Origin of the sequence: Dietzia sp. CH92 (assembly GCF_032248695.1) — a bacterium.
GTDB lineage: Bacteria > Actinomycetota > Actinomycetes > Mycobacteriales > Mycobacteriaceae > Dietzia.
The window spans coordinates 54,489-75,821 of sequence record NZ_JAVHXC010000002.1; the positions used below are offsets into that span (position 1 = coordinate 54,489).

At 72.7% G+C, this 21,333-nt stretch carries 19 protein-coding genes and 1 tRNA gene; 12 read left to right on the forward strand and 8 right to left on the reverse strand.

The features are described 5' to 3' along the window. Positions 1–64: 64 nt before the first annotated feature. From RWK90_RS03610 to RWK90_RS03625, 4 genes are read left to right on the forward strand one after another with little or no spacing between them, the layout of a single operon-like run. Positions 65–715: a hypothetical protein gene (locus tag RWK90_RS03610; RefSeq protein WP_314034845.1), complete on the forward strand. Its 651-nt coding sequence runs from the start codon at positions 65–67 to the stop codon at positions 713–715. Continuing rightward, positions 712–1,152 (forward strand): hypothetical protein, encoded by a 441-nt coding sequence (locus tag RWK90_RS03615; RefSeq protein WP_314034847.1) that lies wholly within the window; start codon positions 712–714, stop codon positions 1,150–1,152. Before RWK90_RS03610 ends, RWK90_RS03615 begins: the two co-directional genes overlap by 4 nt. Before the next feature lie 59 nt (positions 1,153–1,211). Beyond that, on the forward strand, positions 1,212–1,820 hold the full coding sequence (locus tag RWK90_RS03620) for a GNAT family N-acetyltransferase (RefSeq protein WP_314034849.1): 609 nt from the start codon (positions 1,212–1,214) through the stop codon (positions 1,818–1,820). Between the two features lie 26 nt (positions 1,821–1,846). Continuing rightward, on the forward strand, positions 1,847–3,244 hold the full coding sequence (locus RWK90_RS03625) for an alpha-hydroxy-acid oxidizing protein (protein WP_314034851.1): 1,398 nt from the start codon (positions 1,847–1,849) through the stop codon (positions 3,242–3,244). Between the two features lie 81 nt (positions 3,245–3,325). On the opposite strand, the gene RWK90_RS03630 is transcribed toward RWK90_RS03625, so the two are convergent. The 4 genes from RWK90_RS03630 to mfd form a co-directional block, all read right to left on the reverse strand. After that, positions 3,326–3,457 carry a putative transporter small subunit gene (locus RWK90_RS03630; protein WP_314034853.1) on the reverse strand — a complete coding sequence of 44 codons (132 nt, stop codon included), beginning with the start codon at positions 3,455–3,457 and terminating at the stop codon, positions 3,326–3,328. A gap of 18 nt (positions 3,458–3,475) precedes the next feature. Further along, the gene (locus RWK90_RS03635) at positions 3,476–5,239 is read right to left on the reverse strand and encodes a sodium:solute symporter family protein (protein WP_314034855.1); all 1,764 of its coding nucleotides are present in this window, start codon (positions 5,237–5,239) and stop codon (positions 3,476–3,478) included. A gap of 585 nt (positions 5,240–5,824) precedes the next feature. Next, complete coding sequence (locus RWK90_RS03640; protein WP_314034857.1) at positions 5,825–6,565, reverse strand: MazG nucleotide pyrophosphohydrolase domain-containing protein; 741 nt, start codon at positions 6,563–6,565, stop codon at positions 5,825–5,827. Further along, positions 6,562–10,230 (reverse strand): transcription-repair coupling factor, encoded by a 3,669-nt coding sequence (gene mfd / locus RWK90_RS03645; protein ID WP_314034859.1) that lies wholly within the window; start codon positions 10,228–10,230, stop codon positions 6,562–6,564. The genes RWK90_RS03640 and mfd overlap by 4 nt, the downstream gene beginning before the upstream one ends. A gap of 123 nt (positions 10,231–10,353) precedes the next feature. On the opposite strand from mfd, the gene RWK90_RS03650 reads away from it, so the two are divergent. The 5 genes from RWK90_RS03650 (at position 10,354) to RWK90_RS03670 (ending at position 14,334) form a co-directional block, all read left to right on the forward strand. Beyond that, on the forward strand, positions 10,354–11,046 hold the full coding sequence (locus RWK90_RS03650) for a vitamin K epoxide reductase family protein (protein ID WP_314034860.1): 693 nt from the start codon (positions 10,354–10,356) through the stop codon (positions 11,044–11,046). A gap of 10 nt (positions 11,047–11,056) precedes the next feature. After that, positions 11,057–11,833: a glycosyl transferase family 2 gene (locus RWK90_RS03655; protein WP_314034862.1), complete on the forward strand. Its 777-nt coding sequence runs from the start codon at positions 11,057–11,059 to the stop codon at positions 11,831–11,833. 76 nt (positions 11,834–11,909) lie between these two features. Next, positions 11,910–12,863 (forward strand): acyl-CoA dehydrogenase family protein, encoded by a 954-nt coding sequence (locus tag RWK90_RS03660; protein ID WP_314035906.1) that lies wholly within the window; start codon positions 11,910–11,912, stop codon positions 12,861–12,863. A 101-nt stretch (positions 12,864–12,964) separates the two neighbouring features. Further along, a complete protein-coding gene (locus tag RWK90_RS03665; RefSeq protein WP_396230271.1) occupies positions 12,965–13,765 on the forward strand; it encodes a PIG-L deacetylase family protein in 801 nt (266 codons plus the stop codon). After that, positions 13,762–14,334 (forward strand): SAM-dependent methyltransferase, encoded by a 573-nt coding sequence (locus tag RWK90_RS03670; RefSeq protein ID WP_314034867.1) that lies wholly within the window; start codon positions 13,762–13,764, stop codon positions 14,332–14,334. The genes RWK90_RS03665 and RWK90_RS03670 overlap by 4 nt, the downstream gene beginning before the upstream one ends. A gap of 21 nt (positions 14,335–14,355) precedes the next feature. Here the strand turns inward: RWK90_RS03670 and RWK90_RS03675 are convergent, their stop codons facing one another. Beyond that, a complete protein-coding gene (locus tag RWK90_RS03675; protein WP_314034869.1) occupies positions 14,356–15,069 on the reverse strand; it encodes a TetR/AcrR family transcriptional regulator in 714 nt (237 codons plus the stop codon). Positions 15,070–15,204: 135 nt separating this feature from the next. Here RWK90_RS03675 and RWK90_RS03680 point away from each other — a divergent pair, with 135 nt between their 5' ends. Together RWK90_RS03680 and RWK90_RS03685 are read left to right on the forward strand one after the other, a co-directional pair. Continuing rightward, complete coding sequence (locus RWK90_RS03680; RefSeq protein ID WP_314034871.1) at positions 15,205–17,082, forward strand: FAD-dependent oxidoreductase; 1,878 nt, start codon at positions 15,205–15,207, stop codon at positions 17,080–17,082. Positions 17,083–17,196: 114 nt separating this feature from the next. After that, positions 17,197–17,268, forward strand: a tRNA-Gln gene (locus tag RWK90_RS03685). A gap of 22 nt (positions 17,269–17,290) precedes the next feature. On the opposite strand, the gene RWK90_RS03690 is transcribed toward RWK90_RS03685, so the two are convergent. Both RWK90_RS03690 and RWK90_RS03695 read right to left on the reverse strand, forming a co-directional pair. Then, a complete protein-coding gene (locus tag RWK90_RS03690) occupies positions 17,291–17,461 on the reverse strand; it encodes a hypothetical protein (RefSeq protein ID WP_314034873.1) in 171 nt (56 codons plus the stop codon). Next, positions 17,458–19,263, reverse strand: a complete 1,806-nt coding sequence (locus RWK90_RS03695) for a thiamine pyrophosphate-requiring protein (protein WP_314034874.1) — start codon at positions 19,261–19,263, stop codon at positions 17,458–17,460. The genes RWK90_RS03690 and RWK90_RS03695 overlap by 4 nt, the downstream gene beginning before the upstream one ends. Before the next feature lie 134 nt (positions 19,264–19,397). On the opposite strand from RWK90_RS03695, the gene RWK90_RS03700 reads away from it, so the two are divergent. Continuing rightward, positions 19,398–20,012 carry an NAD(P)H-dependent oxidoreductase gene (locus RWK90_RS03700; RefSeq protein ID WP_314034876.1) on the forward strand — a complete coding sequence of 205 codons (615 nt, stop codon included), beginning with the start codon at positions 19,398–19,400 and terminating at the stop codon, positions 20,010–20,012. 22 nt (positions 20,013–20,034) lie between these two features. On the opposite strand, the gene RWK90_RS03705 is transcribed toward RWK90_RS03700, so the two are convergent. Further along, entirely contained in the window at positions 20,035–21,327 is a 1,293-nt protein-coding gene (locus RWK90_RS03705; protein ID WP_314034878.1) for an MFS transporter, read from the reverse strand. Positions 21,328–21,333 lie beyond the last annotated feature (6 nt).

Genomic DNA, 21,333 nt, shown 5'->3' on the forward strand with positions numbered 1-21,333 from the left:
ACGGCTAATTTCCCCGTTTTAGGCCTTTTCGCCTGATGTCAGCGATATGTGGCACGATCGCCTCATGTACGTCGTCACCATCGACCAGCGCCGCAGCCGCAGCAGCGCCGACCGGGTGCCCTCGCTCCTGACCGCCCTCGGCGGGATCCCGGTGGCGGCCGCGTTCGAGCGCACCGCCGGCGACGAGGTCCAGGGCCTGCTCGAGGACCCCGCCGCGGTGCGCTCGGCACTGCTCGTCGCCCTGCGCCAAGGTGACTGGCACTGCGGCGTGGGCGCGGGGGAGGTCGACGACGAGTCGTACTCCTCCGGGACCCGGGCCGGGCGCGGGGACGCCTATATCGCCGCCCGCTCCGCCGTCGACGCCGCCAAGGGGCTCCCCGGCTCCGTGGCGATACGGGTCCCGGAGAGCGCCGGAGCACAGGACGGGCCCACCGCCGCCACGGCGTGGGCCGCCGACTGCGAGGCGGTGTGGGCCCTGGTCGCGCCGCTCGTGCTCGGCCGCACGGAGGCGCAGTGGCGGGTCGTGGACGCCGTCGACCGCTCCCCCACCCAGGCCGCGGCCGCCGAGGAACTGGGCATCACGCCCGCCTCGGTCACGGGCGCGCTGCGGGCGTCGAGGATCCGCGACGAGCGGGCGGCCTATCCCGTCCTCGACCGGCTCCTCGCGGGGGCACACGCCGCGGCGACCGACGAGCGAGGAGGGTCCACCCGATGAGCAGCTGGCCCGACTGGATCGTCACCGCGATCGTGGTGGCCGTCAGCCTCCTCGCCTCCGCGGGGCTCGGCTCACCGATCGCCTCGCTCGTCCTGCGCTCGGCGAAGGTCCCCGAGCCGCCGAAGGTCGACATCAGCGGGGACGACCGCAGCCCCGTCGTGCAGAAGCGCGACGACCCCGCCCCGCAGGTCCGCGAGGTGCTGCGCGGCGGGATGTGGATCGGCGTCCTCGAGCGCCTGGGGCTCACCGCGGCGATCCTCGCCGGCCGGTTCGAGCTCGCCGCCGTGGTGGTGGCGATCAAGGCCCTCGGCCGCTACCCCGAGATCCGCGAGAACCCCGCGGTGAGCGAGCGTTTCATCATCGGCACCCTCGCCTCCCTGCTCGTCGCGGGCGCGTGCGGCGCCGCCGGGCTCGCCGCCCTCTCCGCCCTCACCTGACCCGCCCCTTTCCGCCACCGTCCTAAGCCGACCCGCGCCGACACCCCCGGAGGGAACACATGGTGACAGTCCGGACCGCCACCCGCGCCGACGCGCCCGCCGTCGCCCGCATCCTCAGCGACGCCTTCCGCGACGATCCGGCGTGGTCGATCACGCTGCCGGACGATGCGACGCGCCCCGCCAAGCTCGACGCGCACTACCGCCGCCGGGTGCGCCGCCGGCCCCACTGGGTCGATGTGGCCGAGGCCGACGGCCGGGTGGTCGGGGCCTTCCTGTGGGAGCCTCCCGCCAGCCGCCGCGGCGTCGCCACCGCCACGCGCGCCGTCTCCGGGGGTGTGCACTGGGTCCTCGGTCGGCTACCGATCGGCCGGGGCGCCCGGCACACCCTGCAGATCGAGGCGTACCGGCCCACCGCACCGCACTGGTACCTGCGTGACATCGCGGCCCACCCCGACGCCCACGGCACCGGCGTCGGCACGGCGCTACTGACCCACCGGCTCGACCTGGTCGACCGCTCCGCGACCGGCCTGGCCTTCCTCGAGGCCACCACCCCGGGCAGCCGACGGCTCTACGAACGGTTCGGATTCGAGGCCGTCGGCACCGTCGCGACGCTCGGCGACGGGGTCTCCACCGCAATGATCCGGCAGCGCCACACCGACGCCGGATGACCCCACGGCGCGCTACCCTCGCCCCCATGACGGCCGACTCCGTGACCCCCGCCACAGACCACCGCGACGGTTCCGCCCCCACCGACCGGGCCGCACCCGTTGATCGGATCGCCCTGCCCGGCCGCGTCGCCGACACGCTCGGCCGGGCGAGGCAGAACGTCATCTACCGCTCCGGCATCTCCGGGATCACCCCCGCCGTGCCGACCGGGGCCGAGAACCTCGAGGCGGCGGCCCGCCGCGCCCTGCTGCGTCGGCCCGGCGGACGCAAGGCGTGGGCCTATATCTACGGCGGGGCGGGTTCCGGGGCCACGATGGCCGCCAACCGCGACGCCTTCGACCGGCGCCGGCTCGTGCCGCGGATGCTGCGCGACACCGCCCACCGCGACATCTCCACCACCGTGCTCGGGCAGCACCTGCCCGCACCGGTCCTCGTGGCCCCCATCGGTGCGGCGGGCCTGATCCACCGCGACGCCGACCTCCTCGTCGGACGCGCCGCCGCCGCACGTGGGATCCCTTACATCTACTCCTCGCAGGGCTCCTCCCCGATGGAGGAGACCGCCCGGGCGATGGGCGACGCCCCACGCTGGTACCAGCTCTACTGGAGCAGCGACGAGCAACTCGTCGACAGTTTCATCGCCCGCGCCGAGGCGGTCGACGCCGGCGCCCTGGTCGTCACCCTCGACACCACCACGCTGGGCTGGCGCCCCTGGGACCTGGACCTCGGATCGTTGCCGTTCACCCGCGGCGTCGGGATCGCGCAGTACACCTCCGACCCGCGCTTCGCCGAGATGGTCGCCGAGCGGGTCGCACGCGACGCCGCGGCCGGACCCGGCGCGGACCCCGACGCCGTCAAGGTCACCCCGCGGGCCGCGCTCACCCTGCTGGAGATGGCCCGCAACCGCCCCGGCAGGCTGCTCGACAACCTGCGCGCGCCCGAGACCCGCGCCGCCGTGCAGACGTTCCTCGACACCTTCTCCAACCCGGCGCTGAGCTGGGACCACCTCGCCACCCTGCGGGAGCGGACCCGCCTGCCGATCGTCCTCAAGGGCGTCCTGCACCCGGACGACGCCCGGCAAGCGTTCGATTCCGGCGTCGACGCCGTGATGGTCTCCAACCACGGCGGACGCCAGGTCGACGGGTCCATCGGCACCCTCGACGCCCTCGCCCGCATTCGCGAGGCCGTGGGGCCCGAGCCGACCGTGCTGCTCGACTCCGGCATCCGCACCGGTACCGACGTCGTCAAGGCCATGGCCTGCGGGGCGAACGCCGTGACGCTCGGGCGCCCCCACATCTACGGCCTCGCGATCGCCGGCGAACGCGGGGTCGGCGAGGTGCTCGACAATCTGCTCGCCGAGATCGACATCACCCTGTCCCTGTGCGGCGCGAGCTCGTGGGACGACGTCGACGGCTCGCTCCTGGCCTGACCAGACACGACGCGACCCCCGGACGGCAGGTGCCGACCGGGGGTCGTGGTCTCGCGTGCGCTCAGCCCGCGTGGGCGGCCGTCAGATGATCGGCACGCCCTCGCGTTTGGCCTCGGCGGCCTCCTTGACGAAGCCCCGCACGATGACGGCCAGCGTGCCCGCCACGATCACGGGCCAGATGAGCACATAGATCGTCAGCAAGATCGGTGACATGAGTAGTCGCCCTCCTTCTCAGACCCGAACGAGGTCGTCGTCGTCGTTGTCGTCGTCATCACGCCGCGTGGCGCGACCCGCGGTGACCACCGCGTCGTCGCCCGCCTCCGCCTCGGCTTCCGCCTCGAGGATCTCGGCGACCTCCTCGGTGTCGTAGTCGGCGGTGCGGCGGGCGATCTTGGCGAAGTCGAACTCCATATCGCTCCGCACCGACATGCCCCAACACACCAGCGTGCTCACCGCGTACGCCACCAGCGAGGCGGTCAGCGTGTCGTAGTCGCGCAGGAAGCCGAACACGAACGGCGCACTGGCCACGGCGGCGACGGCGCCCACCACCAACGCCGGCCGCAGGCCGATGAACCCGAAGACCATCAGGCCCAGCACCACGCCGATACCGATCACGGCCAGCGCCTCGGTGAGAATCGGCAGGACGCCGGTGTCCGGGACCAGGCCGAAGCGCGTCGGCAGGAACGCCGCCAGCGCCACGATCACCGACACCGTGAACGCCGAGTTGGTGACCTTCTTCCAGTAGAAGCTCGCGATCACCGGGAACACCAGCGCGCCCCACAGGGCACCCACGAACACCAGCAGGTCGAGGATGTTGAACTTCATGTTGGCGAAGAACAGCGCGGCGACCGTCGCCAGGATCATCGTCACCCGGCCGATCGTCAGCATCATCCGCGGATTGGGGATCTGGCCCCGGCTGCGCATGCTCTGGCCGTACATGTCCGTCATCGCGATCGAGGACATGGCCGCCAGGTCCGAGTCCGCCGTCGAGGACAGCGACCCGATGATCATGATGAAGAACACCGCGACCAGCACGCCCGGCAGGTACTCGGCCGCGACCTGCGGCAGCAGGTTGTTGGGATCGCCCTCCACCGGCTGGATGCCCGCGTAAAGACCGAGCACACCGATCATGCCGATGCCGATGATCGTGGCGCCGTAACCGATCGTCGCCGTGATGAACGTCGGCTTGATGAGATCCTCACGCACCGCGAACAGCCGCTGCGCGATGGTCTGGTTACCGATCGCGTACGCCAGCACCGCCGCGATGTACGGCGCGCCCTGGTTGAGGAACGCGTCCGACGAGAAGAACGACTGCTGCTGCTGGGTGAGGTTCTGGGCGCCGGTCTCGAAGAGCTCCGTGCCGCCGAGGAAGAAGAACATCGCCGGCACGATCACGACCACGGCACCGAGCATGGCCAGCACCTGCGCGAAGTCCGTGAGCACCGAGGCGCGGAAACCCGACCACAGCGTGTACAGCAGCACACCGGCGGCGATGACGATCACGCCCTGGATGAAGCTGAACGGGCTCAGCATGGAGATCAGTGCGCCACCGGCGATGAAGTTCGACGTCAGCGAGATGACGGAACCGAGGATGTTGGATCCGGCCAGCATGAGCTGGGAGGACCGGCCGTGGCGAGCGAACATGACCTCCGCGAGCGTGTGCGCCTGCGGGGCGACCTTCCGGATACGGCGGCCGAAGGGGTAGATGAACAGGATCATCAGGGCACCCCAGAGCCCGTAGTGGATCGGGCCCGACACGCCGTAGAGGTAACCCGAGTTCACCGAGGCGTACATGGACGACGCCCAGATCCATGTGGCGGTCATCGACGCCGCCGAGATTCCGAAACCGATCTTGTGACCGGCTGTCATGTAACTGTCCGCGTTCTCGTCCTTGCGCGCGATGCGCATGGACATGACCATCGTTCCGCCATAAAACAGCAGCAGAAGTAACACGACAGCGGTCGCGCTCAATGCAGTAGTGCTGAGCAAACCCATCTGCCCCTTTCCCTCTTCTTTTGTTCAAGCAACGATCCGAGCATAGTGATGTGGCGCGGAATCTGAGAATCCACGTGACCGGATGCGTTGTCCGACCGTCCAAAACGACGCCCGATCGGTGCGGTTCGGCGACCCGAAATCGGGCTCCGGAATGGAGGATTCCCCTAACAGGATCCCGCCGCTTCCCGGGCGGAGGGAGGGGCGTTCTCAGATTCGTCGGCGGCGCGCTGACCAGTGCGAAGGCCGCCCGGGCGGGCGTGGCCGGCGCCGCCCGCTCCGACCCGCCCGGCGGTGTGCGCACAGCGCACACCGGGATGAGGGCGGGAGGCGCGGACGTGGAATGGGAGAAATCCCTTAGGCGGTGTCCTCCGGCCGGGGGTGCGGGCATCGGGCGGGCCCCACGCGCGTGCGCGCTCACACGTCGATCGAGTGGTCACTTTCGCGCGCCGCGGCGGAGAGCCAACTGGGGAAACGTGAACGAAATCGACCACACGGCGGCTAGGCAGGGCGGGGCGGGGGCGGAGCAGGCGGTGCGGCGAAGCGCGGGGGCGGGGCGGGGCGGCGCGGCAGCGCGGCGGGGTGGCGTCAGGCGGGCCAGGCCGCGCGCCAGTCGTCCGCGGTGGCGCCGGCGACCGGGCCCGGCAGCCGGGCCTCGGCGACGCGAACGAGGTCGGCGAAACGCCGGACGACCTGGCGGTATGCGACCTCGGCCGAACCGGACTCGTGGAACGCGCCGACCGGGTCCACCCGGACGGTGCGCATCTCGTCGGGCACCAGATCGTCGGGGATCCCGGCGGACCGGGCGCGGCCGAGGACCTTCTGCCCCAGGGCGAGCGCGGGCTGATCCCACGAGATCCCGTCGACCACCCCGCGGGGCGGTCGGCCGGCCCGTTCGGCGGCCTTGGCCTCCTGCCACACGCGGTCCTGCTCGGCGGCCTCGAGGTCCGCGGACTCGCCGGTGAACCAATACGGCGCCCGGCGTCGCAACTTGTCGAGCAGCGCGCCCGCGACATCCTGGACGTCGAACGGCCGCTCGGGGTGCTCGGCGGCGATCGCGGCGTGGAAGAGCACCTGGAGGAGCAGGTCGCCGAGCTCGGAGACGAGCTCGTCGCGGTCGTCGTCGGCCACGGCGTCGACGAGCTCCCACGACTCCTCGATGAGGTACGGCAGGAGCGAGGCGTGCGTCTGCTCGGACTCCCAGCGGCCGTCGCGGCGGATCCGGGCCATCACGGCGACGGCCTCGGCCAGCCGGTCGCCCCCCGCCCCGGCGCCGGCGGCGCCGTCGCCAGCGCCGACGCTGACCCCGTCGCCGTCGCCCGAGCTCATCGCGCCGGCGTGGTCTCGGGCTGGATCACCGGGTTCGAGCCCTCCGGGTGCCCGGCCATCGCGGTGAGGAAGTCGGCGGCGTACTGCAGCATCTCGTCGTCGCGGGCCTTCTCCCCACCCGCGCCGGCCCGCGCGCCGGCGGCCTTGGGCAGCGGCAGCAGCACCGTCTTCTGCGTGGCCCGGTACTGCGCGGCCGGGTACATGCGCTTGAGCCGCATCTGCTGCGAGTCCAGCAGCTCGAGCGGGCCCACGCGCAGGCGGGAACCGGCCAGGACGATCTCGCGCACCCGGTACTTCTGCGCCACGAGCCGCAGCCGCGCCACCGACACCACGCGCCGCGCCTCGGCGGGCAGCGGGCCGTAGCGGTCGAGCAGCTCCTCGACCACGGCGTCGATGTCCGCGGGCTCGCGCGCCTGCGAGAGCTTGCGGTACGCCTCCAGCCGCAGCCGGTCGCCGTCGACGTACTCCACGGGGATGTAGGCGTCGACGGGCAGCTCGATGCGGATCTCGCCCAGTTCCTCCTGGGTCTCGACCGTCTCGCCGTCGGCGATCGCACGGTACGCCTCGACCGCCTCGCCCACCAGACGGATGTAGAGGTCGAACCCGACGCCGGCGATGTGACCGGACTGCTCGGCGCCCAGCACGTTGCCCGCGCCGCGCAGCTCGAGGTCCTTCATCGCCACGGCCATACCGGCGCCGAGGTCGTTGTTCTGCGCGATCGTCGCGAGCCGGTCGTAGGCGGTCTCGGTGAGCGGCTTCTCCGGGTCGTAGAGGAAGTAGGCGTAACCGCGCTCGCGGGAGCGGCCCACGCGCCCGCGCAGCTGGTGCATCTGCGACAGGCCCAGCTGGTCGGAGCGGTCCACGATGAGGGTATTGGCGTTGGAGATGTCCAGGCCGGTCTCGACGATGGTCGTGCACACCAGAACGTCGTACTCGCGGTTCCAGAAGCCGCCGACGGTCTGCTCGAGCTGCTCCTCCCCCATCTGCCCGTGCGCCACCACCACGCGCGCCTCGGGGACCAGGTCGCGGATCTTGGCCGCGGTGGAGTCGATGGTCCGCACGCGGTTGTGGACGTAGAAGATCTGCCCCTCGCGCAGCAGCTCGCGCCGGATGGCGGCCGCGACGTGCTTGTCCGAATACGCGCCCACGTAGGTCAGGACGGGCAGCCGCTCCTCGGGCGGGGTCTGGATCTGGCTCATCTCGCGGATGCCGGCCAGCGACATCTCGAGCGTGCGCGGGATCGGGGTGGCGGACATGGTGAGCACGTCCACGTGGGTGCGCAGGGAGGTGATGTGCTCCTTGTGCTCCACGCCGAAGCGCTGCTCCTCGTCCACGATCACCAGACCGAGCTGCTTCCACCGCACACCGGTCGCGAGCAGGCGGTGGGTACCGATCACGATGTCCACGGTCCCGTCGGCCAAGCCCTTGAGGATCTCCTTGGCCTCGGCGTCCGAGGTGAAGCGGCTCAGTCCCTTGACGGTGACGGGGAAGCCGGTCATGCGCTCGGTGAAGGTGGCCAGGTGCTGCTGCGCGAGCAGCGTGGTGGGCACGAGCACCGCGACCTGCGTGCCGTCCTGCACGGCCTTGAACGCGGCGCGCACGGCGACCTCGGTCTTGCCGTAGCCGACGTCGCCCACCACCACGCGGTCCATGGGGGCGGACTTCTCCATGTCCCCCTTGACCTCCTCGATCGCGGTGAGCTGGTCGACGGTCTCGGTGAACGGGAACGCGTCCTCCATCTCCCGCTGCCAGGGGGTGTCCGGGCCGAAGGCGCGACCGGGCGCGGACTGCCGCTTGGCGTAGAGCTGCACGAGCTCGGTGGCGATCTCGCGGACCGCCTTGCGGGCCTTTCGCTTGGTGTTCTGCCAGTCGGCGCCGCCCATCTTGCTCAGCGTGGGGGCCTCGCCGCCCACGTAGCGGCTGAGCTGGCCGAGCGACTCCATCGGCACGTACAGCCGGTCCCCGGCGGCACCGCGCTTGCCGGGCGCGTACTCGATGACCAGGTACTCGCGCCGCGAGGAGCCGTCACCGCCGCGCACCTGCCGCTCGACCATCTCGACGAAGCGGCCGATGCCGTGCTGGTCGTGGACCACCAGGTCGCCGGCCTTGAGGGCCAGCGGGTCGACCTGGTTGCGCCGCTTGGAGTGGCGGGCCTTGGGGCGCGCCGTGGAACCGAGTCGGTTGCCGGTGAGGTCGGTCTCGGAGACGACGACGAGGTCGCCGGACGCCCCGTCGGCGCCGCCGGTGAGCGTGAACCCGGCGTGCAGGATCGCCTCGTAGACCGACACCAGGCCGGGGGCGGGCTCGGCGCCCGGTTGCGCGGCGGTGGAGGGGACCCCGGCCTCGGAGAGCCGTTCCAGGATGCGGGTGACGGTGCCGTGGCCGGGCACGACCATCGCGGCCCGGCCGCCGGAGCCGACGAGGGCGCGCAGGCGGACGAACATGGCCTCCATCTCGGAGTCCTTGCCGCGCGGGGCGGGCGGGTCGCCGGCCTCCACGGCCAGCAGCAGTCCGTCCTCGGGGTCGGTGAGGAATCCGGGCGGGACGAGTTGCCACCACGCGCGGCCGGCGGCGGTGGCCTCCTCGCGCACGGCGGAGAAGGTGCGGTAGCCCGACCCGGACAGGTCGAGGGTCTCACTGTCCACGGGGGCGTCGCCGCCCATGGTGGCGGCGGTCCACGAGGCCTCGAGGAACTCCCGGCCCGCGGAGGCGAGGTCGGCGGCGCGGCGGCGGACCTTGTCCGGGTCGCACACCACCACGCGGGTCGAGGAGGGCATGAGCATCGGCAGCGTGGTCATCTCGCCGGGGACGAGCACGGAGGTCAGGGCCTCCATGCCGTCCCGCGGGATGCCCTCGGCCAGCGAGTCCAGCAGCTCGGCGAGGGTGGGGTTGGCGCGGTGCTCGGCGGCCAGCTCGCCCGCGCGGGCGCGGACGTCGTCGTCGAGCAGCAGCTCGCGGCACGGGTACAGCACGACCTGCTCGACCTCGCCGTCGGGCAGCGAGCGCTGGTCGGCCACGGAGAACTCGCGGATCTCGGCGATCTCGTCGCCGTCGAACTCGATGCGCAGGGGGTGGTCGGCGGTGGTCGGGAAGACGTCCACGATGCCGCCGCGCACGGCCACGTCGCCGCGGCGGGCGACCATGTCCTCGCGGGTGTAGGCGAACTCGGCCAGGCGGGCCATCAGCTCGGAGGGGTCGACCTCGGCGCCGCGGGTCAGGCGCACCGGCTCGCGGCGGGCGGCCGCCGGGGAGATGGGCTGCACCACCGACCGCGCCGCCGCGACGATGATCCTCGGCGCCCGTCCCGCCATCACCGCGGACAGCACCTGCAGGCGTCGACCGATCGTGTCGGCCGCCGGCGAGAGCCGCTCGTGCGGCAACGTCTCCCAGCTCGGGAACTGCGCCACCTCGCCGTCGTACATCCCCGTCAGCTCGTCGGCGAGCTCCTCACACTCCCGCTCGGTCGCGGTGACCACGAGCAACGGTGCCTGCTGCGCGAGGGTCGCCACGAGGAACGGCCGCAGCGCCTCGGGCGCGCGGACCACCGCCGTGTCGCGGTCCAGGCCCTCGCGCAGGTCGGCCAGGGCCGGGGAGGCCAGGACCGCTCCGGCCAGACCGGACAGGGCGGCGGTCGTGGAGGTGGGTGCGGTGGCGGTGGTGGTCACGCGGTGGGGGTCCTTCAGGATCGGGGCGGGGTCGGGCGGGAGGGGTCACGGGTGGTCGAAAGCACACCTCACGGCCGCCGGTCCACCACTCTAACCGCGCCCCCGCCCCGGTAGCCTGTGCGTATGCGCGAGACCACAGACGCCGCCCCCGGCGAGCCCGCCGCCCCGGTGACCATCGCCCCCGGACGCCCGGACGACGCCACCGACGGCGGCGCGACCCTCATCGGCTCGCGCGTCTTCACCGACCGGTGGATCGGCGTGCTGCTGACGATCGGCTCGGCCATCGCGCTGGTCGCCTCGTTCCAGCTCAGCCTGGACAAGATCCGCCTGCTGGAGAACCCGGACTACACGCCGGCGTGCAACTTCTCCATCCTCATGAGCTGCAAGAGCGTCATCAATTCCGAGCAGGGGGCGGCGTTCGGCTTCCCCAACCCGTTCATCGGGCTCATCGGGTTCGGCATCGTGCTCGCGATCGGGGTGGCCGCCGCCTCGGGCGTGAAGTTCCCCCGCTGGTACTGGGTCGGCGCGCTGCTCGGCCTCACCTTCGCCGCCGGGTTCGTGCACTGGCTGGCCTACCAGTCCATCTTCTCCATCCAGGTCCTGTGCCCGTGGTGCCTGGTCGTGTGGGCCATGACCATCCCCCTGTTCTGGTACACGCTGCTGCACGTACTGGCCAAGCTCACCGCCGCCCGCTGGGTGCGCGGCCTGCAGCAGTGGCATCTGGTGCCCGTGGTCGTGTGGTTCCTCGCCGTCGCCGGTGTCATCCTGTGGGCGTTCTGGGACTTCTACTGGGCCGACTTCTTCGCCAACCTCTGACCCCGCCCCGGTGCGCCCCCCTCTGACGCCCCTGCGTCGCGTCACCGCCGTGGACGTGGTGGTCCCCGTCCACGACGAGCAGGACCTGCTGCCGGCCTGCCTCGACGCGCTCGACGAGTGCATCGCCGCCACGCCCGTGCCGGTGACCCTCACCGTGGTGCTGGACGCCTGCAGCGACGGCTCCGAGGCGGTCGCCGCGGGCCGTGCCCGGCTCGTGCGCAGCCACGCCCGCAGCGTCGGCATCGCCCGCGCGTGCGGGTTCGCGGCGGTGTCGCGCGCCTCGTCGTCGTCGCCCCGTCCCGCCGGTCCGGACCGCCGCGCCGCACCCGGCGCGCCCACGCCCGCCACCCTCCCCGGTCGGCGGTGGTACGCGACCACCGACGCCGACTCCCGTGTCCCCCGGACGTGGCTCACCGACCAGCTCGCCCTCGCGCACGCCGGCGCCGAGGTCGTGGCCGGCCTGGTTGAGGTCGCCGACTGGGCGGAGTGGTCCCCCGCCACCCGCCTCCGTTACCTCGAGGGCTACCACCCCGGGCCCGGTCACCGGCACATCCACGGCGCCAACCTCGGACTGTCCGCCGACACCTACGACCGACTAGGCGGCTTCGACTTCGTCCCCCGCGACGAGGACGTCCTGCTCATCCGTCGCGCGCAGTACGCCGGCCTGGCGGTGGCGTGGTCCACCGACGCCCCGGTCGTCACCTCGGCGCGGCGCACCGCCCGCGCGCCCGGTGGTTTCGCGTCCCACCTGGCCGAGCTGGAAGGCGACGCCCGTGACCCCGCCTGACGCCGGCTCCCACGGCGCCCCTCGCGCGCGCCTCGGCTCCGACACCGCCACGGCCCCCGACACCGCGTCCGCCGACCTGGCCCGCCGGTGGATCCGATCGGGCCGCGCCGAGCTGCCCCTGCCCGCCGGCGGCGACACCCGCGCCCGCTGGGCCGAACTCACCGCGATGTGCGCGACCGACGTCTCCGCCGGGCGCCTGGTGGAGGCGCACGCCGACGCCGACGCGATCCTCGCCGAGATCGAGGGCGGCCGCGTCCACCGCGACGAGATGTGGGGCGTGTGGGCCGCCGAACCCCCCACCCCCGTCCTCACCGCGCGGCGCACCGGTGGCGCCGACGACGACAACTGGGTGCTCGACGGGGTCAAGGCGTGGTGCTCCGGCGCCGACGTCTGCACGCACGCCCTGGTCACGGCGGTCGACGACGACGAGCCGCGCCTGTTCGCCGTGGACCTGCGGCACCCGGGTGTGGCCGCTCGGGCGGACGGCTGGGCGAACCCGGGGATGGCGGGCAGCCGCACCACCGCCGTGGAGTTCTCCGACGTGCCGGCCCGCGCCGTCGGCGACCACCGCTCCTACCTCGACCGGCCCGGGTTCTGGCACGGCGGGATCGGCGTCGCGGCGTGCTGGCTGGGCGCCGGCGTCGCGGTGGCCCGGCCCCTCGTCGCGCGCGGCACCCGTCCCGACGCCGACCCCCACACGATGGCGCACCTCGGGGCCGTCGACGTGGCGCTGGGCGGCGCGACCTGGGCGCTCGACGCGTCCGCCGCCGAGATCGACCGCGACGGCCCCGGCGCCGACCTCACCGCCGCGCGGCACCGGGCCGTGCGCGTGCGCGCGATCGTCGAGGCCGCCGCGGACGAGACGATCCGACGCGTCGGCCGCGCGCTCGGACCCGGGCCGCTCGCGATGGACCCGCGGCACGCCCGCGCCGTGGCCGACGCGCAGGTGTACATCCGGCAGTTCCACGCCGAGCGCGACCTCGCCGGCCTCGGCTCCACCGCCGGTGCCCACGGCGGGTGGGCGCGGTGAGCGGAGGGGTGGGCGACGGCTCGGGCCGCGTTGCGGCCGGGGGCGCGGCGGGCGGCCCGGCCGGCGGCGCGGCCGGCGGCGCGTCGGCCAACTGGTCCGGTATCGGTCTGGGCGACCGCGGGACCCCGCGCGCGCGGTGGGACGCCTGGTTCGCCGCTCGCCGTCCCGACCCGGTTCTCGGCGTCCCCGGGGGCGTCCGGCGGCTGGTCGTGGTGGCCCCGCACCCCGACGACGAGATCCTCGGCGTGGGCGTCACCGCCGCGCGGTTCGCCGCGGCGGGCGTGGACGTGGTGGTCGTGGCCGTCACCGACGGCGACGCCTCCCACCCCGACTCCCCCACCCTCACCCCGGAGCGACTGGCCGCCCTGCGGGTCGAGGAGAGCCGCCGGGCGTGCGCGGTGCTGGGCCTCCCCGAGCCCGTGCGCGTGGGCCTGCCCGACGGCGGCGTCCACGCCCACGAAGAACGGCTGACCGAGGCGATCGTGAGCGCGGTTCGTGGCGGCGGCTCCGGTGGGCGGGGACCCGGTGACGGCGCCGGTGAGCGGGGCCCCGGCCACGGCGCCGCGGACTGCCTGGTGCTGTGCACCTGGCGCGGGGACGGCCACCCCGATCACGAGGCCGCCGGCCGCGCGGCCGCCGCCGCGTGCGCGGCCACCGGCGCCCGGTTCGCGGAATATCCCGTGTGGACGTGGCACTGGGCCGAGCCCGGCGATCCCCGCGTCCCGTGGCACCGCCGGCGCCGTGTGGTCCTCACCGACACCGAGCTCGCGGCGAAGCGGGCGGCCATCGACGAGTTCGTCACCCAGGTGGCGCCCCTGTCCGACAGGCCCGGCGACGAGGCGATCCTGCCGGACTGGATTCTCGACCGGCTCGTCACGCCCGAGGAGACGGTGTTCTGGTGAGCACGCCGGGCGAGTACTTCGAGGCCATGTACGCCCACGACGCCGATCCGTGGGATTTCGCGGGCTCCTGGTACGAGTTGCGACGCTACGGGCTGCTCGTGGCCGCGCTGCCCGAACCGCGGTACCGGGTGGGCTTCGAGCCGGCCTGCTCGGTGGGCGTGCTCACCGAGATGCTCGCCGCGCGCTGCGACGAGCTGCACGCCGTGGACGTCGTCGACGCCGCCGCCGAGCAGGCGCGCCGGCGGATCGCCCGCGCCGGTCTCGAGCACGTCCACGTCCGGACCGCCGACGCGCTCGGCCCGTGGCCCCGCCCGACCTGCAACCTGCTGGTGCTCTCGGAGTTCCTCTACTACACGCCCGTCGAGGGGCTGGACGGTCTCATCTCGGACCTGTTGTCGCTGGTGGAGCCCGGCGGCGACGTCGTCGCCTGCCACTGGCTGGGGCACTCCGACGACCACGCCTGCCACGGCGAGGATGTCCACACCGCCCTCGCCCGCCGTACCGACCTCACCCGGTTGGCCCACCACCGCGAGGAGGGTTTCCTCCTGGAGGTGTATCGCCGGGCCTGACGGCAGGAGGCCCGGGCGGCCCTAGGGCTGACCCGGCCCCGGACGCATGTCACGGCCGGCCGAGTTCCCGCGCGGGTGGCTCGCCTCCGAGTACTTGGTCAGCACCTCGGGCTCCAGCGTCGGCGTGGGGTCGAGGTGCGAGAGCCCGTTGAAGCACAGGTTGACGATGTGGGCCGCCACCTCCTCCTTGGGCGGGGTGCGCACGTCCAGCCACCACTGCGCGGTGCCGGAGACCATGCCGACCAGCGCCTGGGCGTAGACGATCGTGGTGACGGGGTCGAACCCGCGGGCCGCGAACTCCTCCTCGAGGATGTACGTCACGCTGGACGTCGCGTCGTTGAGCAGCGTCGAGTAGGAACTGCCGCCGGCCGGGGACGACTCCCGCACCAGGATGCGGAATCCGTCCGTGCGCTCCTCGACGTACCGCAGCAGGGCCATGGCCGCCCGCTCGATCCGGCGACGCGAGCCCTCCCCCTGCAGGGCCTCCGTGATCTCGGCACCGAGGTAGGCCAGCTCGCGGTCGCAGACCACCGCGTACAACCCCTCCTTGCCGCCGAAGTGCTCGTACACCACCGGCTTGGACACGCCCGCCGCCGCGGCGATGTCCTCGACCGTCGCCGCGTCGTACCCGTTCTCGGCGAAGATCCTCCGCCCGACCTCGATCAGCTGCTGCCGCCGCTTGGCGGCCGACATCCTCGTCCGCGGTGCCGGCACCGGCACGGTGTCGCCCGTCATCGCCCACCTCTCCCTTTTGCTTACGAGCCTAAACGCTCCGGTCGAGGACCCCCGTTCGTGGCTCTCCCGGGGGCGGTCCGGCTCGAACGCGCGTACACTTGTTGATGCATCACGCAAACATGAAAGGGGCACACCATGGCTTCACGACAGCCCGGACACCAGGGGACGATCGGCACCATCGCCGAGCACGGCCTACCCGCCACCACCGACGTGGTGGTAATCGGCTCGGGCGGGGCCGGACTCACCGCCGCGCTCACCGCCGCCAGGGACGGCGCGCGGGTACTGGTCGTCGAGTCGCTCGAGATCGTCGGCGGCGCCACGGGCGTCTCGGCAGGAGCGGGCTGGTTCCCCGCCCACGGGTACTCGACCAGGGAACTCGGCGTGGAGGACTCCCTCGACGACGCCCGGACCTACATCTACGGCGACGGCCGTGACCAGACGCTCGACCACGACGTGATCGAGACCTTCCTGCAGGAGGGGCCGAAGGTCGCCCGCTACATCGAGGCCCACACCAAGTTCGGCTGGATCCCCGTGATCTGGCCCGACTACCACTCGGAGATCCCCGGCGCCTCCGTCGGCCGCGCCCTGTTCCCCGGGCCGTACAACGCCGACGGTCTCGGCGAGGCCGCACAGTACGTCCGCCCGGCCCTGACCTCGGGCATGGCCAAGAACCCCATGCCGTTCTGGGCGCTGGCCGGACTCAAGACCGACGCCTCGTGGATGGCCGGCCCCGCCCTCGTCGGCGCGCTGCTCGAGGCCGCCCTCGTCGCCGGCGTCGAGGTCCGCGTCCAGGCCCCGGCCGAGCGACTGGTCATCGAGGACGGCGCCGTGACCGGCCTGGTCGTCCGCGACGCCACCGCCGTCGACGTCACCGCGGAACACACGGTGCGCGCCACCAACGGCGTCATCATCGCCTCCGGTGGCTTCGAGACCTCCGACGAGCTGGCCACCGAATACCTCGACGGGCCGCTCGGCGTGCACGTCTCCCCCAAGGGGCACCACGGCATCGCCGTCCAGCTGGCCGAGGAGGTCGGCGCCGAACTGACCACCATGGACGCCGCCTGGTGGATGCCCGGCGTCCAGATCCCCGGCGAAACCCTAGACGGCGTCCCGTTCGCGCGGCTCCTGCTGGGCGAACGCTCGCTGCCCCACTCGATCATCGTCAACAAGGCGGGCAGGCGCTTCGCCAACGAGGCCCTGTCCTACGACCAGTTCGGCCGCGCCATGCGGGCGGCCGACGAGGAGGCCGGCGGCTCCAACGACCCGGCCTACTTCGTGTTCGACCAGAACTTCTGGGACAAGTACGGCCTGTTCGGCGCGGTCCCCGGCGGCGAGGTCCCCGAGTACATCCACCAGGCCGGCTCCCTGTCCGCGCTGGCGAGGAAGATCGGCGTGGACGAGGTCGGCCTGCTCAAGACCGTCGACGAGTTCAACCCGGAGGCCGCCGCCGGCCGCGATCCGTGGTTCGGCCGCGGCGTGGCCCTCTTCGACCGCTACTTCGGCGACTACAAGCCCTTCCTCGGGCGTTTCTCCTCCGGTTCGCTCTTCCCCGCGGCCACCATGAAGGCCCAGCTCTCACTCGCGTCGGCGATCGCCCCGATCGTCAACCGCGCCGCGAAGAAGGTCGCCCAGCGCAACGACGCCGAGGCGGTCCGCAAGGCACTGGTCGGACCGCTTGCCAGGTTCATGCGGCCGGTGCTGAAGTCGCCACGCTCGTCCACCCTCGGGCCGATCGAGAAGGGGCCGTTCTACGCGGTCGAGGTCCACGCCTCCGCGCTGGGCACGGTCGGCGGTCCCGTCACCGACGCCAGGGGCCGCGTGATCTCCACCTCCGGCCAGGTCGTCCCGGGCCTGTACTCGGCGGGCAACGCCGGCGGCGCCCCCACCAAGGGCTTCTACGCCGGGGCGGGCGGCACCATCTCGCTCGGCCTGGTCTTCGGTCACCTCGCCGGCCGGGAGGCCGCGGCGACGCCGCTGGCCCGCGGGACGGCCGCCGAGCCCGCCTCGGAGTGAGCGCGAGCGGCTCCAGACGCCGCACGTGATGACGGGCCGGGCCCGCCGGTGCGCAGGTACGCATCGGCGGGCCCGCGCTCATATGCCAGACTGGTAGCGGCCCTCAGGGGCCGTTCCCCCGTGGTGTAATTGGCAACACTCCTGATTTTGGTTCAGGCATTTCAGGTTCGAGTCCTGGCGGGGGAGCCCACATCGCCGCGCCGGCCGGTCAGAAGATCCCGCCGAAGATCCCCACCGCCAGCACCAGCAGCAGGATCGCCACGATCGCCAGCACCGTCAGTGCGGGCTGCCGGGAGCGGCGGGGAGTGCCCTCCACCTCCGCGTCGGGCCGGAAGTCCGGGTCGTCGCCGGGCCGGCCGGGGCCGTTCGTCCCCGTCATGTGAACCGCTCCTCCTCCATCCGCGCGTACGTCTCCAGCAGTGACAGTGCGTGCTCGCCGGCCGCGCCCTCGGCCCGCAGGCCCGTGCGCATCGACTCGAGCATCTCGCGGCCGTGCGGGAACGGCGGCAGCAGCGGGACGTCCGGGTCGGTGATCGCGTCGATCACCGTGGGTCGGTCCGCCGAGAACGCCTCCTCCAGCGCGGGCACCAGCTGGTCGGGGTCCTCCACCCGGATCCCGCGCAGGCCGAGCAGTTCGGCGTAGGCGGCCATGTCGAACTCCGGCACCTCCTGCGAGCGGGCGAACCGCGGCTGCGACTCGCTCTCCCGCTGCTCCCAGCTCACCTCCGCGAGGTCGCGGTTGCTGAGCACCACGATCACCATTGTCGGGTCCTCCCAGGCGGGCCACGCCTCGGCGACGGTGATCAGCTCGTTGATCCCCAGCATCTGTATGGCGCCGTCACCGGCGAGCACGGCGACGGGCTTGTTGGGCGCGGTGGCCTTGGCGGCGATCGCGTACGGGATGCCGCAGCCCATCGACGCCAGGGTCGACGACAGGTGCGCGGGGACGGACGTGGGCAGGTCCATCTGCCGCACGTAGTGGTAGACCGAACTGCCCACGTCAACGGCGAGGCGCGCGTCGTGGGGCATGTGATCGGCCAGACGCCGCGCGACCAGCTCCGGGTTCAGCCCCCGGGCGGGCACCTCGGAACGCATCCGCGCGATCTCGCGCCACTGCCGCACCCACTCCTCGACGCTGGCGCGCCATGCGGACCGGTCCTTCTCCGCCACCCGCGCGATGAGCTCACGGAGCGCGTGGGTGGCGTCCCCGACCATGCCCACCTCGATCGGATACCGGTTCGCCAGGTGCACCGGGTCCAGGTCGATCTGCACGGCCCGCGCCTGCCCGGGCTCCGGGTAGAACTCCGTCCACGGATCGTTGGAGCCGATGATCACGAGGGTGTCGCAGTTCTGGAGGATGCGCGCGCTCGCCGTCGTCCCCAGATGCCCCATGGTCCCACCCACCAACGGCGACGACTCGTCGACGTACGGCTTGCCCAACAGGCTCATCGTCACGCCCGCCCCCAGGCGCTCGGCCAGCTCCATGACCTCGGCCCGCGCCCCGGCCGCGCCGCGCCCCACGAGGAACGCGATGCGCTCCCCCGCGTCGAGGACGTCCACGGCCCGCGCCACGTCGTCGTCACGCGGGACGGTCACCCCGTGCGTCCACTCGGGCGCGGTGACCACCACCCCGTGCTCCTGGTCCAGCTCCTCACCCAACTCCGGGGCGGGCGCGTTCTGCACGTCGTGGGGAAGGATCACCACCACGGGCGTGCGATGCGTGAGCGCGGACCGGAACGCCCGGTCCAGCACCAACGGCACCTGCTCGGCCGCGGCGACCGTCTGCAGGTACGGCCCGGCCACGTCGGAGAACACCTCGCCCAGGTTGATCTCCTGCTGGTAGCCGGAGCCGAGCACGCTGGTGTGCTGCTGCGCGACCAGCGCCACCACCGGGACGCTGTCCAGCTTGGCGTCGTACAGCCCGTTGATGAGGTGCATCGCGCCGGGGCCCTGCGTGGACGTCACCACGCCGACCGCGCCCGAGTACTTGGCGTCGGCCACGGCCATGAACGCCGCCGACTCCTCGTGCCGCGCCCGCCCGAAGACCGGCGCGATCTCGGAGCGGCGCAACGCGCCGAGCAGGGGGTTGTTACCGTCCCCGGCGTATCCGTAGATCCGCTCCACGTCCCAGGCCACCAGGCGTTCGACGACGAGGTCCGCCACCGTCCTGTCCGTGGTCATACGCGTACCTCCCCGCTCGTCGGATCCCTGATTCGCCCCCACCGTAGGACCCGCCTCCGACACGCTCCACCGGTCGTCGCGACGATCCCGCGGACCGGTTGTCCGGCGGGTCGGGCGGGCCTAGGGTCCGCGCCATGGACACCGACCTCACCGCCCTCGCCCTGGTGTGCTCGCTCAAGGCCTCCCCCGCCGAGTCGAGCAGTGAGCTCATCGCCCGGCAGGTCCTCGACGAGCTGGCCGGTCACGGCGTGACCGGCGAAACGGTGCGCGTCGCAGACTACGACGTGCGTCCGGGGGTCGACGACGACATGGGCGGCGGGGATGAATGGCCCGCCATCCTCGAGAAGATCCGAGGTGTCGACATCCTCGTCCTCTCCACGCCGACGTGGCTCGGCAACCCGTCCAGCATCGCGCAGCGGGTGCTCGAGCGTCTCGACGCGCAACTGTCGGCCACCGATGACGAGGGGCGGCCGGCGATGTTCGGCAAGGTCGCCGTGGTCGCGGTGGTGGGCAACGAGGACGGCGCGCACAAGATCGTCGCCGACATGTTCCAGGGACTCAACGACATCGGGTTCACGATCCCGGCCCAGGGCTGCACCTACTGGAACAACGAGGCCATGAACCCGGTGGACTACAAGGACCTCGACTCCACCCCCGAGGCCGTGGCGTCGACCATCAAGGTCCTCTCCGCCAACGCCGTCCACCTGGCGCGGTTCCTCACCGGCTCGCAGTACCCGCCGGTCGGCTAGCGAGCGCGTCCGGGCGACGCACTCAGCCCTTCGCGCCCCGCTCCACCGCGCTGCGGACGGTGTAGCGCAGGAACGCCGGGAACGCGACCGCGCAGATCACCACGCCGATCACCACCAGCACGCCGCCGCCGGCCGCCGCGACCGCGGTGCCAACCGATGCGGCGGCGACGCCGTGGGCGACATCGCCGATGCGCGGACCACCGGCCACCACGACGATGAACACACCCTGCAGCCGCCCACGCATCTCGTCGGTGGCCGAGTCGAGGAGGATCGCCTGGCGGAAGGCCGCCGACACCATGTCCACCGCCCCGCCGAACGCCAGCGCGGCCAGTGCGAGCCACAGCCAGATCGCCGACCCGCCCGGCGACGCGGCGGCCACGACCAGACCGAACGCGACCATCGCCAGACCCCACAGCGCCACGCACACCAACACCGCCAGCCCCTGGCGGCGCACGCGCGGGATCCAGCCGGAGAACACCCCGCCCACCACGGCGCCGACGCTCATCGCGGCGAACAACAGGCCCAGCGCGGTTCCGCCGGAGACCGGGTCGCCGAACGTCTCGGTGGCGATCTGCGGGAACAGGGCCCGCGGCATGCCGAAGACCATGGCGATGATGTCCACCAGGAACGAGGCCAACAGGATGCGGCGGGTGGCCAGGTAGACGAACCCGTCGAGGACCGACCGCAGCCCCACCGACCGCCGCTCACCCGACACGGGTTGCGGTGCCAACCGGTACACCGCCCAAAGGGTGGCCAGCAGCGCGATCGAGTCCAGCAGGTACAGGGTCTCCAGCCCGAGCACCGGGATGAGGATGCCCGCCGAGACGGGCCCGACGATCGCGCCGAACTGCATCACCGTCATGTTCAGCGCGGAGGCGGACGCGAGCTGGTCGGACGGCACGAGCCTGGGGATGATCGCCGACCGGGTGGGCTGGTTGACCGCGAAGAACGCCTGCTGCACGGCCAGCAGCCCCATGACGAGCCACACGTTCTGGTTGCCGGCCGCGGCCTGGAGCCAGAACAGTACGGCGGTGACGATGAGCCCGGTGGTGGTCACCATGAGCAACCTGCGCCGGTCCAGCGCGTCGGCCAGCGCCCCGCCCCACAGGCCGAACACGATCAGCGGGACGAGGGCGAACACGCCCGTCAGGCCGACATACGCTGAGCTGCGGGTGATCTCGAAGACCTGCTGCGGGACGGCGACGATGGACAGCTGCGCGCCGATGACCGTGACGATGTTGGCGAGCCACAGTCGGCGGAAATCCGGCGCGCGCAGTGGCCGGGTATCCGCCAGTTGGCGCCTGAGGACTGACACGCCGGG